This is a genomic window from Micromonospora sp. NPDC050187 (assembly GCF_044459745.1).
GTDB lineage: Bacteria > Actinomycetota > Actinomycetes > Mycobacteriales > Micromonosporaceae > Micromonospora.
Genome location: NZ_JBITJH010000006.1, coordinates 305,545 through 319,170, shown reverse-complemented (window position 1 = coordinate 319,170; position 13,626 = coordinate 305,545). Strand labels below are relative to the sequence as shown.

The window sequence follows — 13,626 nt, the reverse complement described above, 5'->3', positions numbered from 1 at the left end:
GACGGGCGGGGGAGAATACGAACGGTGCGTGTCGGGCAGTCTGGGGTAAAGAAAACCATCATGGGAAGCAACGGAGGGCGAGCACTGTGAGCCGGATCGTGATCATCGGCGGTGGACCGGCCGGGTACGAGGCGGCGCTGGTCGCCGCCCAGCTCGACGCCGATGTCACCGTGGTGGAGGCCGAGGGGGCCGGCGGTGCCTGCGTGCTCTGGGACTGCGTCCCCTCGAAGACCTTCATCGCCAGCTCGGAGGTGGTCACCGGCTATCGGGACACCGAGGAGTTCGGGGTCGACTCCGACGGCATGGAGGCGGTGACCGTCGACGCGCGGGCCGTCCACGAGCGGGTCAAGCGGCTGGCCCTGGCCCAGTCCGCCGACATCCACGCCAAGCTGGTCAAGGCGGGCGTGAACGTCGTCACCGGCCGGGCCCGGCTCGGCGAGGACACCCTCGGGCACACCCACCGGGTCGTGGTCGCCCCGTCCGACGGCGAGCCGGAGTACTCGATCGCCGCGTCGACCGTGCTGATCGCCACCGGGGCCACCCCGCGCCAGCTCCCCACCGCCCTGCCCGACGGCGAGCGCATCCTCACCTGGCGGCAGGTCTACGACCTCCCCGACCTGCCCGAACACCTGATCGTGGTCGGTTCCGGCGTGACCGGTGCCGAATTCGCCAGCGCGTACCTGGCGATGGGGGTCGAGGTCACCCTGGTCTCCAGCCGGGACCGGGTCATGCCGCACGAGGACGCCGACGCGGCCATGGCCATCGAGCGGGTGTTCCGCTCCCGGGGCATGAGCATCCTCAACAACTCCCGGGCCGAGGCGGTCCGCCGGACCGACGGTGGCGTCGAGGTCCAGCTCTCCGACGGACGCCTCGTGGAGGGCTCGCACGCGCTGATCGCGGTCGGCTCGGTGCCGAACACCGCCGGCCTCGGGCTGGCCGAGTACGGCGTCCAGCTCGCCCAGGGCGGGTACGTCACCGTCGACCGGGTCTCCCGTACCACCGTGCCCGGCATCTACGCCGCCGGTGACTGCACCGGGTTGCTCCCGCTGGCCAGTGTCGCCGCCATGCAGGGGCGGATCGCGATGTGGCACGCGCTCGGCGAGGCGGTCCGGCCGCTGCGGCTGCGGACCGTCTCGGCGAACGTCTTCACCGACCCGGAGCTGGCCACCGTCGGGGTGTCGCAGGACGAGGTGGACGCCGGAAAGGTGCCGGCCCGGCAGGTCATGCTGCCGCTGTCCGGCAACCCACGGGCCAAGATGGCCGGCCTGAACGACGGGTTCGTCAAGCTGTTCTGCCGACCCGCCAGCGGCCAGGTGGTCGGCGGGGTGGTCGTCGCACCGAAGGCCAGTGAGCTGATCCTGCCGATCACCATGGCGGTGGAGAACAACCTCACCGTCAACGAACTGGCGCAGACCTTCACCATCTACCCGTCGCTGTCCGGCTCGATCGCCGAGGCGGCGCGGCAGCTGATGCTGCACGAGTTGGAGTGACCCCGCCCGCTCCCGCTCGGCGGTGATCAAGAAGTTTGCGTCAACGTCGATCACCGAGCTCGACGCAAACTTCTTGATCACGGGCGCGTCGGCCCTCGGCCGGGCGCGCCTGGCGGGCGGCGACCTGGTTCAACGCCCAGCCGACCGCCGCGAACCCGACCGCCGCCCCGGCCGCGATCAGCACCAGCAGCCAGGCCGACCGGGTCAGCGCCGCGCCGCCCAGATGACCGACGAGTCCGCCGTACGCCGCCCAGCCCAGCGCGGCGACTGCCTCGTAACAGAGGAAGAGCCGGTACGGGTAGCGGCTGCGGCCGGCGGAGAAGCACGCCGCCATCCGGCCGCCCGGCACGAACCGGCAGAGCAGGATCACGAGGGGACCGGGGCGGCGCAGCCCCTGGGTGAACCGGTCGGCGGCACGGCGGGCCCGACCGGGTCGCCGCTGGCGGGGCACCACCCGCTTCGGGGTCCGTCGGCCCAGCAGGTAGCAGGCCAGGTCGCCGACGAACACCCCGGCCGCGCCGATCCCGATGGTCAACGGCAGGTTCAGCTCGCCGTACACGGTCAACGCGCCACCGGTGATCATGATGGCCTGCGTCGGGATCACGGGGACGAAGGCGTCGACCGCCAGGAGGCCGAGCAGGATCAGGTAGGCCCACGCGGGTGACGCCACGTCGGTGAGTAGGTCGGGCGCCACTGCCACCTCGCGGTTCGGCCGATCGGGGTGTACCGAGCCTGACGGCGTGTGCCGCGTCACCACGGACAGCCCCGGCCGGTGGTGACCCCCACCACGGGTGGAGCCACCTGGGTACAACGACGAGCTACCGCAGAGGTTACGGAAATCGGCGCCGCCGCGGGGGGCCGGCGGCGGTCGGCGGATCGGTCGCCGCGCGCGTACCGTTGACAGTGCGGCCCGATCGCGTCGGGTCCCCCGTTCCCGACGAGCGGGTCGCTCGCGGACCGCCGGCAGGTCCCGTGCCGGCGGTCCGCCCGCCCAGCCCAACGCCTCCCGGAGCTCCGTCCCGCCCAACGCCTCCCGGAGCTCCGTCCCGCCCCGGCGATCATGGAGTTCGGGCACCGGTCAAACCTCACAATGATCGCCAATCGCACACCACAACTCCATGATCGACGGGGTGTTGGTGGGGCAATGAAAATCGGGTGCGGCCCGCTTGGTGGCGGGCGTACCGTCGCCGCATGCGCAGTGCGGTGGTGACGACGACGCCGGGAGACCCCGGCACGCCGCGCTGACCTGATGCGTCGACGAGGCCCCGGGCGATCCGCCCGGGGCCTTCGTCGTGCTCCGACCGGTCGCCTCCGGGGTCGTACCCGAACCAGGAGACCCTGATGAACGACCACCGCAGGCTCGGCCGCGACCTGGACCTTTTCGCCTCCGATCCGCTCAGCGGCGCCGGACTGCCGCTCTGGCTGCCGGCCGGAGCCGCCGCCCGGCACGCGGTCGAGGAGTACCTCCGGGAGCTGGAGCGCCGGGCCGGCTACCAGCATGTCCACACTCCGCCGCTGGCCCGGCGGGACCTGTTCGACCTCTCCGGGCACCTCGGCTACTTCTCCGGCGACATGTTCCCGCCGATGCCACTGGGCGCGGACGACGAGGTCGTCCTCCGGCCGGCGCTCTGCCCGCACCACGCGCTGGTCTACCGGGCCCGGGGTCGCTCCTACCGCGAGTTGCCGCTGCGCGTCGCCGAACTGGGCGGCATGTACCGGGCGGAACGGTCGGGGGTGCTCGGCGGGCTGTCCCGGGTGCGCGCCATCTCGCTCAACGACGCGCACAACTTCTGCGCCCCGGAGCAGGTCGGCGCGGAGGTCGCGGAGATCCTCGGACTGATCCGGGCGGCGCACGCCGCGCTCGGCGTCCGGGTCGCCGGTTTCCGGCTGTCGCTGCGCGGGCCGGGGGAGAAGTACGTCGGCGACGAGGAGCAGTGGCGTCGGGCCGAGGAACTGCTGCGGGCCGCCCTGGCCGGGATCGACCACACCGAGGCCGCCGGGGAGGCCGCCTTCTACGGACCGAAGATCGACATCCAGGTCCGGGACGCGGCGGGGCGGGAGTTCACCCTCTCCACCGTCCAGCTCGACTTCGACAAACCGGAGCGGTTCGACCTGTCGTACGTCGACGCGGGCGGGAAGCGACGTCGACCGGTGATGGTGCACCGGAGCCTGGTCGGCAGCATGGAACGCCTCTTCGCGTACCTGATCGAGGAGCACGCCGGCGCGTTCCCGTCCTGGTACGCCCCGGTGCAGGTGGTGGTGCTCCCGCTGGACGACCGGCAGGCCGGGCCGGCGGCGGGGTTCGCCCGGGACTGCGTCCACGCCGGGTTGCGGGCCGAGGTGGACGCCACCGGCTCCCTCGGCGCGCGGATCCGGGACGCCTCCCGCCGTCGGATCCCGTACGTGGCCGTGGTCGGCCCTCGGGAGGCCGCCGAGGGCCGGGTCAGCCTGCGCCAGCGCGACGGCCGACTCCTCGATCCGCTGCCCGCCTCCGCCGCCGTCGACCTGGTCACCGCTGCCGCGCGCCCACCGCTGGGGTGACCGTCGGTGCCGCCGGCCGTCGACCGGCGGCACCGACGGTGGGCGTCACGGCACCGGGGACGGGTCGTCCTGGACCGGGGCGGAGAACTGGGCGTGGTGCAGGCGGTGGTAGGCGCCCCGGGCGGCGAGCAGATCTTCGTGGGTGCCCTGCTCGACGATCCGGCCCTGTTCCATCATGAGGATCAGGTCGGCGTCCCTGATGGTGGAGAGCCGGTGGGCGATGACGAAGCTGGTCCGGTCCGACCGGAGCGCCGCCATCGCGTGCTGCACCAGCACCTCGGTACGGGTGTCCACCGAGCTGGTCGCCTCGTCCAGGATGAGCAGCGACGGCTCGGCGAGGAAGGCCCGCGCGATGGTGATCAGCTGCTTCTCGCCGGCGCTGACGTTGCCGCCCTCGGAGTCGATGACCGTGTCGTACCCGTCGGGCAGGCTCCGGACGAACCGGTCCACGAAGGTCGCCCGGGCCGCCGCCAGGATCTCCTCCTCGCTTGCGTCCGGCCGGCCGTAGGCGATGTTCTCCCGGATGGTCCCGCCGAAGAGCCAGGTGTCCTGGAGCACCATGCCGATCCGGCCGCGCAGCTCGTCCCGGCGCATCGTGGTGACGTCCACCCCGTCCAGGGTGATCCGCCCGGAGTCCAGCTCGTAGAAGCGCAGGATCAGGTTGACCAGGGTGGTCTTGCCCGCGCCGGTCGGCCCGACGATCGCCACCGTGTGCCCGGGTTCGGCGACCAGCGACAGGTCCTCGATCAGCGGCCGGTCCGGGTCGTACCGGAAGGAGACCTTCTCGAACTCGACCCGGCCGGTGGCGACGCGCCCGACCGCCCGGCCGGTCCGCTGGGTCACCACCGGACCGACCCGTGCGCCGGCGGCCGGCAGCTCCGGGGTCCGGGCCACCGGGTCCGGGGTCTGCTCGGACGCGTCGAGGACGGCGAAGACCCGTTCGGCCGAGGCCACCCCGGACTGGAGCAGATTGATCATCGAGGCGAACTGGGTCAGCGGCTGGGTGAACTGCCGCGAGTACTGGATGAACGCCTGCACCTCACCCAGGCTCATCGCCCCCGCCGCCACCCGCAGGCCGCCGACCACCGCGACCAGCACGTAACCGAGGTTCCCGATGAACATCAGCGACGGCATGATGATCCCGGAGACGAAGTGGGCGCCGAACCCGGCCCGGTACAACTCCTCGTTCTTCGCGGCGAAGGCCGCCTCGACCTCCCGCTGCCGACCGAAGACCCGGACCAGCTCGTGCCCGCTGTACGCCTCCTCGACCAGGGCGTTGAGCTGCCCGGTGTGCGTCCACTGGGCGACGAACTGCCGCTGCGAGCGCTTCGCCACCTGCCGGGTGACCAGCACCGACGCCGGTATCGCCAGCAGGGTGAGCGCGGTCAGCAGCGGCGAGACCACGACCATCATCACCACCACCCCGAGCACGGTCAGCACCGAGGTGAGCAGTTGGCTCAGCGTCTGTTGCAGGCTCTGCGCGACGTTGTCGATGTCGTTGGTGACCCGGCTGAGCAGTTCGCCCCGGGGCTGCCGGTCGAAGTAGGGCAGCGGCAGCCGGTGCAGCTTCGCCGCCACGTCGGCGCGCAACTGCTGCACCGTCCGCTGCACCACGCCGGTGAGCATGTGCCCCTGCACCCAGGTCAGCAGGCTGGCCAGCAGGAACAGGCCGAGGGCCAGCAGCAGCACCTGCCCGAGGCGGCCGGTGTCGATGCCCGCGCCGGGCACGACGTCCATCCGGGCGAGCATGCCGGCGAGGGTGTCGTCACCGGCCGCCCGGGCCCGTGCCACGGCCTCCTCGGTGGTCAGCCCGGCCGGGAACTGCCGGCCGAGCACCCCACCGAAGATCAGGTCGGTGGCGTACCCGAGGATCAGCGGCCCGACCACGGTGAGCCCCACGCCGGCCACGGCGAGGGCGACCACCGCGACGAGCCGGCCCCGGTGCGGCCGGAGCAGGCCGAGCAACCGGCGGGCCGACGGCCCGAAATCCAGCGGCTTCTCCGCCGGCACGCCCACCCCGGTCGCCGGCCCGCCGCGCCGGGCGCCCGGCGGCAACCGCCGGGGCGTCCGTTCGTTCCCGCCCATCTGTCCCTTCCGCTTCCCATCGGGTACGGCCCGCGCGCTCACGCCGTCGCTCCCGTGGTCTGCTGGGAGGAGACGATCTCCGCGTACGTCGGGCAGGTGTCGAGGAGGTCGGCGTGCCGGCCGATCCCGACCACGGCCCCGTCCTCCAGCACCACGATCTGGTCGGCGTCGACGACCGTGGAGACCCGCTGCGCCACGACCAGCACGGCGGCGTCCCGGGTCACCGGGCGCAGCGCGGCGCGCAGCCGCGCGTCGGTGCCCAGGTCGAGGGCGGAGAACGAGTCGTCGAAGAGGTAGATCCCGGGCCGGCGGACCAGCGCGCGGGCGATGGCGAGCCGCTGCCGCTGGCCGCCGGAGACGTTCGTCCCGCCCTGCGCGATCTCGGCGTCCAGCCCGCCCGGCATCGCCGCGACGAACTCCCGGGCCTGGGCGATCTCCAGCGCGGCCCACAGGTCCTCGTCGCCGGCGTCCGGGTTGCCGTACCGCAGGTTGCTCGCCACCGTGCCGGTGAACAGGTACGGCCGCTGCGGCACCAGCCCGATCCGTCCCCACAGGGTCTCCGGGTCGAGGTCGCGGACGTCGACCCCGTCGACCAGCACCGTGCCGGCGGTCACGTCGACCAGCCGGGGAATCAGCGACAGCAGGGTGGTCTTGCCGGCGCCGGTGCTGCCGACGATCGCCGTGGTGGTGCCGGCGGTGACCCGGAAGGAGACGTCGCGCAGCACCGGGGCCGCCGCGCCCGGGTACTGGAACCGCACGGCACGCAGTTCCACCCCGGCCGGCCCGGTGGGATGGACCACTTCCCGGGGCGGGACCACCGACGGCTCGGTGTCGAGGACCTCGGTGATCCGCTCCGCGCAGGCCGCCGCGCGGGGCACCATCATCAGGATGAGCGTGGCCATCATGACCGCCATCAGCATCTGGGTGAGGTAGGCGACGAACGCGGTGAGCGCGCCGACCTGGATCTGGCCGGCCTCGACCCGCAGCGCCCCGAACCAGAGCACCGCGACGCTGGAGACGTTGAGCACCAGCAGGATCACCGGGTAGATCGTCGCGAGCAGCCGGCCGGCGCGCAGCGCGGTGTCGGTCAGGTCGGCGTTCGCGGCGGCGAAACGCTCCGTCTCGTACGGCTCGCGGACGAAGGCGCGGACCACCCGGATGCCGCTGATCTGCTCACGCAGCACCCGGTTGACCACGTCGATCCGGATCTGCTGTCGCCGGAAGAGCGGGACCAGTCGCCGGGTGATCAGGCTGATCGCCACGGCCACCGCCGGAATGCTGACCACCACCAGCCAGGAGAGACCGACGTCCTCGCGCAGCGCCATCACCAGCCCGCCGACGCTCATGATCGGCGCGGTCACCAGCATCGAGCCGGCCACCAGCACGAGCATCTGCACCTGCTGCACGTCGTTGGTGTTCCGGGTGATCAGGGACGGCGCCCCGAACCGGGCCACCTCGCGGGCGGAGAAGCGGTTGACGTGCCGGAAGACGGCGGCCCGCACGTCCCGGCCGAAGCCCATCGCGGCGAGCGCGCTGTACCGGACGGCCACGATCGCGCAGCCGACCTGGATCGCGCTGACCAGGAGCATCCACCCGCCGAGCCGGACGATGAGGTCGGTGTCGCCCCGGGCGATGCCCCGGTCGATGATGTCGGCGTTGAGGCGCGGCAGGTAGAGCGAGGCCATCGTGCCGACGAACTGGAGCACGACCACCGCCAGCAGCGGTCGGGCGTACGGGTGCAGGTGCCGCCGCAGGAGCCGGATCAGCACGAGCCGCCCCCCGGCCGCAGGTCGGCCGTCGGCCCGGTGCCATCCCCCGGCCGCAGGTCGGCCGTCGGCCCGGTGTCACCGGGTGCTTCCGGCCCGTCTCCGGACCGGTCGCTCCCGCAGGGCCGTGGCTCGCCGCTGCCGATCATTTCGAGCAGGAACTCCCGGATCACGGCGGCCCGGGCCGGGTCGGCGTCGACCGAGGTCAGCGGCGGATTGGTGGCGACCAGGGCGGCGGGCGCCGCGATCTTCTCCCGGCCGGCGGGGGTGATGGCGAGGCGTACCGCCCGACGGTCGGTCTCGTCCCGCTGCCGGACGACCAGTCCGTCCCGTTCCAGGGTGTCGACGATGCCGGTCAGGGTGGCCGGACGGACGAAGCATCGTTCCGCGACCGCGCGGTGGGTCATCGCGCCGTGCTGGTCGAGGGTCATCAGGGTGGCCAGGCCGGCCTGGGTGAGGCCGTACTCCTCGGTGAGCCTGCGGTTCCACCGCTGGGCCACCAGATGCCCGGCCACCACGAGCAGGCGGCCGAGGGGCGCGTCCCGCAGATCGTGGAGGTCCATGGGGTCATGTTAGCCCCCTGATAGTAAGGAGCCGAACGGATTGGCTGCCGGCCACGCCGCGCACGCGGACGACCAGGTCGCGGCGGGTGCGAACGTCGCGCAGCCGGGGCACTCGGCCCCCGGGTGGCCGCCCGCGCGGTGGTCCGCCGCGTTCACGAGTGGGCCTCGGCGCGGGTGGTGCACCCACGTTCACCAACTGGTCGGCAGCGGCATCCCCTCGGTGTAGCCGGCCGTGCTCTGCACCCCGACCACCGCCCGCTCGTGGAACTCCGTCAGGTTGCGCGCCCCCGCGTACGTGAACGCGCTGCGCACCCCGGCGATGATCTCGTCGATGAGGTCCTCCACGCCGGGGCGGTTCGGGTCCAGGTACATCCGGGCCGAGGAGATCCCCTCCTCGAAGACCGCCTTGCGGGCCCGGTCGAACGGGCTGTCGTCGGCTGTCCGCGCGCTGACCGCCCGCGCCGAGGCCATTCCGAAGCTCTCCTTGTACCGCCGGCCGTCGGCGTCGGTGTAGAGGTCACCGGGGGACTCGTAGGTGCCGGCGAACCAGGAGCCCACCATCACGTTGGACGCCCCGGCGGCCAGCGCCAGCGCCACGTCCCGGGGGTGCCGCACCCCGCCGTCGGCCCACACGTGCCGCCCCAGGCTCCGGGCGGCCGCCGCGCAGTCCAGCACGGCGGAGAACTGTGGGCGCCCGACCCCGGTCATCATCCGGGTGGTGCACATCGCGCCCGGACCGACCCCGACCTTGACGATGTCCGCGCCGGCCTCGACCAGGTCGCGTACCCCCTCGGCGGTGACCACGTTGCCGGCCGCCACCGGCACCGCCGGATCCAGCCCGCGTACCGCCCGCAGCGCGCTGATCATCCGTTCCTGGTGTCCGTGGGCGGTGTCCACCACCAGCGTGTCCACCCCCGCCGCCAACAGCGCGGCGGCTTTGCCCCGGACGTCGCCGTTGATGCCGATCGCGGCGGCGATCCGCAGCCGTCCCCGGTCGTCCACCGCCGGGCGGTAGAGGGTGGCGCGCAGGGCCCCCTGCCGGGTCAGCACCCCGACCAGGCGGCCCTCGGCGTCCACCACCGGGGCCAGCCGGCGGCGGCCCGCCGACAGCCGGTCGAACCCGGTACGCGGGTCCGCGTCCGCCGGCACGGTGTGCAACTCGGTCGACATGACGTGCCGGAGCTGCGCGAACCGGTCCACGCTCACGGTGTCCGCCTCGGTCACCACCCCGACCGGCCGGCCGTCGGCGGCCACCACGACCACCGCCCCGTGCGCCCGTTTCGGCAGCAGGTGGATCGCATCGCCGACGGTGTCGGTGGGGCCGAGTGTGATCGCCGTGTCGTGCACCAGGTGGCGTTGCTTCACCCAGGCGACGACGTTCGCCACCACCTCGATCGGGATGTCCTGCGGGATCACCGCGATGGCGCCCCGCCGAGCCACCGTCTCGGCCATCCGCCGGCCCGCCACCGCCGTCATGTTCGACACCACCAGCGGGATGGTGGTGCCGGTGCCGTCGGCGGTGGACAGGTCGACGTCGAGCCGGGAGCCCAGGTCGGAACGGACCGGCGCCATGAAGACGTCGTTGTAGGTCAGGTCGTGCGCGGGAGCCGCGCCATGAAGGAACCGCACCCGGACATCATTCCTGCTCGCGGCCCGTCCCGCCGGGTCGGCGCGGTGGGCGACCCGGGCGGCGGCGACTCAGCCCAGCAGCAGCGCCACCGCCACCGCCACCATCACCACCGCGACCACGCCGTCCAGCACCCGCCAGGCGGCGGGGCGGGCGAGCAGCGGCGCGAGCCGGTGCGCCCCCGCGCCGAGCGCGGTGAACCAGACCACGCTGGCGGACGCCGCCCCGACCCCGAACAGCCACCGGTGCTCATGCTGCTGGGCGATCCCACCCACCAGCAGCACGGTGTCCAGGTAGACGTGCGGGTTCAGCCAGGTGAAGGCCAGGCAGGCCAGCACCGTCGCCCGGAGGGTGGCGGGTGGGCGCGCGGTGGGGACGAGACGGCCCGGACGCAGCGCCCGGCGGGCGGCCAGGGCGGCGTAGCAGAGCAGGAACGCCGCCCCGCCCCAGCGGATCGCGGTGAGCAGCACCGGCCGACCGGACACCGCCGTGCCCAGCCCGGCGATCCCGGCGAGGATCAGCAACGCGTCGGACGCGGCGCAGGTGACCACCACCGGTACGACGTGCTCCCGGCGCAACCCCTGGCGGAGGACGAACGCGTTCTGCGCGCCGATGGCGACGATCAGCGCGATGGCGACCGAGAACCCGGCGACGGTCGAGGTGAGTACGGCGGACACGTAGCGAGGCTAGGAGCCGAGCCGCTCTTAAGTCCAATTAATGTTTCTGTAGGGCGTTAAGATTTCGTGATGAGTGGTCTGGACTCGGCACAACTCCGCACCTTCGCCGCCGTGATCGGAGAGGGCAGCTTCGAGGCTGCCGCCGCACTGCTGCACGTCACCCCCTCGGCGGTGAGCCAGCGGATCAAGGCCCTGGAGGAGGCGGTCGGGCAGGTGCTGGTCCGGCGGGCCAAACCGTGCCGGGCCACCACGGCCGGGCAGCCCCTGCTGCGCCTCGCCGGGCAGGTCGCGTTGCTCGAACAGGAGGCGCTGGCCGAGGCGTGCGCACCGCTGGCCGGCGGCGGCGACCGGGTGCGGGTCGCCGTGGTGGTCAACGCCGACTCGCTCGCCACCTGGTTCCCGGCCGTCCTGGCTCGACTGCCCTCGGACCTGGCCTGTTCGTTCGACCTGCGCCAGGACGACCAGGAACACACCGCGCGGCTGCTCCGCGACGGCACGGTGACGGCAGCGGTGACCGCCGAGCGTGAACCGGTGCAGGGCTGCCGGTCCCAACCGCTCGGCGCGATGCGCTACCTCGCCCTGGCCGCCCCCGGACTCGCCGCCCGGTACCTCCCCGACGGACTGACCCCGCCGGCCCTGGCGGAGGCACCGGTGGTCGTCTTCGACCGCAAGGACCGGATCCAGCACCGCTTCATCGAGACCGTCACCGGGCAGCGGCTCGATCCGCCGGTGCACTACGTCCCGTCGGTGCCGGCCTTCGGGGCGGCGATCCGCCTCGGGCTCGGCTGGGGCCTGGTGCCCGAGCAGTTGGCCCGGGACGACCTGGCGGCCGGCCGCTGTGTCGACCTCGCCCCCGGCCGGCACCTGGACGTGCCGCTGTACTGGCAGCACTGGCGGCTGGAGGCGACCGTGCTGGGCGCACTCACCACCGCCGTGCACGCCGTGGCCGCCGAATCCCTCCACTGACCGCCACCACCACCAGCACCCCCGCCGCCCGCCGCTCGCCGCCGGGGTTCGGTGGTAGCAGGGGTCCCCTGTTCACGTTTTTTGATGAGGAGGGAACCCCTGCTACCACTTCACACGGGCGGGCGGCGGCGTGACAGGGCTGCGGCTGGTCAGGCGATCGTGCAGATGGCCGCGCCGGCCGTGATCACCGCGCCGACGTCGGCGGAGAGCCCGCTGACCGTACCGGCCTTGTGGGCGTGGATCGGCTGTTCCATCTTCATCGCCTCGAGCACGACCACCAGGTCGCCCTCGGCGACGGTGTCCCCCTCGGCGACAGCGATCTTGACGATGGTGCCCTGCATGGGAGAGGCGAGCGTGTCACCGCTGACCGCCGCGCCGGACTTCGTCCCGGCGCCCCGACGGGCGGGCTTGCGCGCGGCCGGTGACGCGGTGGTCGTACCCGCGCCGAGGCCGGCGGGAAGGGTGACCTCCAGCCGCTTGCCGCCCACCTCGACCACGACGGTCTCGCGTTCGGCCGGACCCTCGGCGGGACCGGCGGCGGCGAACGGCGGCACGGTGTTGTCGAACTCGGTCTCGATCCACCGGGTGTGCACGGTGAACGGCTCGGCGGTGAACGCCGGGTCCCGGACGACGAGGCGGTGGAACGGCAGCGCGGTGGCCATCCCCTCGACGACCATCTCGTCCAGCGCCCGCCGGGCCCGCTCCAGCGCCTCGGTGCGGGTCTCGCCGGTGATGATCACCTTGGCCAGCAGTGAGTCGAAGTTGCCGCCGATCACGTCGCCGGCCGAGATGCCGGTGTCCACCCGTACACCGGGGCCACTCGGCAGCCGCAGCGCGGTCACCGTGCCCGGGGCGGGCAGGAAGTTGCGACCCGGGTCCTCGCCGTTGATCCGGAACTCGATCGAGTGCCCGCGCGGCGTCGGGTCGCCGGTGAACCGCAGCTTCTCGCCGTCGGCGATCCGGAACTGCTCGCGGACCAGGTCGATGCCGGCGGTCTCCTCGGTCACCGGATGCTCCACCTGGAGCCGGGTGTTGACCTCCAGGAAGGAGATGGTGCCGTCCGCGCCGACCAGGTACTCCACCGTGCCCGCGCCGTGGTAACCGGCCTCCCGGCAGATCGCCTTGGCCGAGTCGTGGATCTGGGCGCGCTGCGCGTCGGTGAGGAACGGCGCGGGCGCCTCCTCGACCAGCTTCTGGTGCCGGCGCTGGAGGGAGCAGTCCCGGGTGCCCACCACGATCACGTTGCCGTGCTGGTCGGCGAGGACCTGCGCCTCGACGTGGCGCGGCTTGTCCAGGTACCGCTCGACGAAGCACTCGCCCCGGCCGAACGCGGCGACCGCCTCCCGGGTGGCCGACTCGAAGAGCTGCGGGATCTCCTCCATCGTGCGGGCCACCTTCAGGCCCCGCCCGCCGCCACCGAAGGCGGCCTTGATCGCCACCGGCAGGCCGTGGTCGACCGCGAAGGCCATCACCTCGTCCGGGCTGCCCACCGGGTCCGGGGTGCCCGGCACGAGGGGAGCGCCGGCCCGCTGGGCGATGTGCCGGGCGGTCACCTTGTCGCCGAGGTCCCGGATCGCCTGCGGAGTCGGGCCGATCCAGGTCAGCCCCGCGTCGATCACCGCTTGGGCGAAGTCGGCGTTCTCCGAGAGGAAGCCGTACCCGGGGTGGACCGCGTCCGCCCCGGCCCGCGCGGCGATGTCGATCAACTTGTCGGTGCGCAGGTACGTCTCGGTGGCGGTGTCGCCGCCCAGGGCGTACGCCTCGTCGGCGAGCGTGGTGTGCAGGCCGTCCCGGTCGGAGTCGGCGTAGACGGCGACGCTGCCCAGGCCGGCGTCGCGGCAGGCACGGATGACGCGGACGGCGATCTCGCCTCGGTTGGCGATGAGTACCTTGCGCATCTTCGGTGACTCC

General features: G+C 73.1%; 10 protein-coding genes. 3 read left to right on the top strand and 7 right to left on the bottom strand.

Features of this window, described 5'->3' with window-relative positions; translation table 11 throughout:
- Positions 1-86 precede the first annotated feature (86 nt).
- A complete protein-coding gene (locus tag ACIBJE_RS13025) occupies positions 87-1,490 on the top strand; it encodes an NAD(P)H-quinone dehydrogenase (protein ID WP_396747434.1) in 1,404 nt (467 codons plus the stop codon).
- Between the two features lie 40 nt (positions 1,491-1,530).
- Here the strand turns inward: ACIBJE_RS13025 and ACIBJE_RS13020 are convergent, their stop codons facing one another.
- Positions 1,531-2,160, bottom strand: coding sequence for a DedA family protein (locus ACIBJE_RS13020; RefSeq protein ID WP_396747431.1), 630 nt, complete (start codon positions 2,158-2,160; stop codon positions 1,531-1,533).
- A 668-nt stretch (positions 2,161-2,828) separates the two neighbouring features.
- On the opposite strand from ACIBJE_RS13020, the gene thrS reads away from it, so the two are divergent.
- On the top strand, positions 2,829-4,031 hold the full coding sequence (gene thrS / locus ACIBJE_RS13015) for a threonine--tRNA ligase (protein ID WP_396747657.1): 1,203 nt from the start codon (positions 2,829-2,831) through the stop codon (positions 4,029-4,031).
- A 45-nt stretch (positions 4,032-4,076) separates the two neighbouring features.
- On the opposite strand, the gene ACIBJE_RS13010 is transcribed toward thrS, so the two are convergent.
- The 5 genes from ACIBJE_RS13010 to ACIBJE_RS12990 form a co-directional block, all read right to left on the bottom strand.
- A complete protein-coding gene (locus tag ACIBJE_RS13010) occupies positions 4,077-6,158 on the bottom strand; it encodes an ABC transporter ATP-binding protein (RefSeq protein WP_396747428.1) in 2,082 nt (693 codons plus the stop codon).
- Complete coding sequence (locus tag ACIBJE_RS13005) at positions 6,155-7,885, bottom strand: ABC transporter ATP-binding protein (protein WP_396747424.1); 1,731 nt, start codon at positions 7,883-7,885, stop codon at positions 6,155-6,157. Before ACIBJE_RS13005 ends, ACIBJE_RS13010 begins: the two co-directional genes overlap by 4 nt.
- Entirely contained in the window at positions 7,879-8,445 is a 567-nt protein-coding gene (locus ACIBJE_RS13000) for a MarR family winged helix-turn-helix transcriptional regulator (RefSeq protein ID WP_396747421.1), read from the bottom strand. The genes ACIBJE_RS13005 and ACIBJE_RS13000 overlap by 7 nt, the downstream gene beginning before the upstream one ends.
- A 189-nt stretch (positions 8,446-8,634) precedes the next feature.
- Positions 8,635-10,074 (bottom strand): GuaB1 family IMP dehydrogenase-related protein, encoded by a 1,440-nt coding sequence (locus ACIBJE_RS12995; RefSeq protein ID WP_396747418.1) that lies wholly within the window; start codon positions 10,072-10,074, stop codon positions 8,635-8,637.
- A gap of 69 nt (positions 10,075-10,143) precedes the next feature.
- Positions 10,144-10,749 carry a LysE/ArgO family amino acid transporter gene (locus ACIBJE_RS12990; protein ID WP_396747415.1) on the bottom strand — a complete coding sequence of 202 codons (606 nt, stop codon included), beginning with the start codon at positions 10,747-10,749 and terminating at the stop codon, positions 10,144-10,146.
- Positions 10,750-10,818: 69 nt separating this feature from the next.
- On the opposite strand from ACIBJE_RS12990, the gene ACIBJE_RS12985 reads away from it, so the two are divergent.
- Positions 10,819-11,715: a LysR family transcriptional regulator ArgP gene (locus ACIBJE_RS12985; protein ID WP_396747412.1), complete on the top strand. Its 897-nt coding sequence runs from the start codon at positions 10,819-10,821 to the stop codon at positions 11,713-11,715.
- Positions 11,716-11,864: 149 nt separating this feature from the next.
- Here the strand turns inward: ACIBJE_RS12985 and ACIBJE_RS12980 are convergent, their stop codons facing one another.
- Positions 11,865-13,613 carry an acetyl/propionyl/methylcrotonyl-CoA carboxylase subunit alpha gene (locus tag ACIBJE_RS12980; RefSeq protein ID WP_396747410.1) on the bottom strand — a complete coding sequence of 583 codons (1,749 nt, stop codon included), beginning with the start codon at positions 13,611-13,613 and terminating at the stop codon, positions 11,865-11,867.
- Positions 13,614-13,626: the final 13 nt, after the last annotated feature.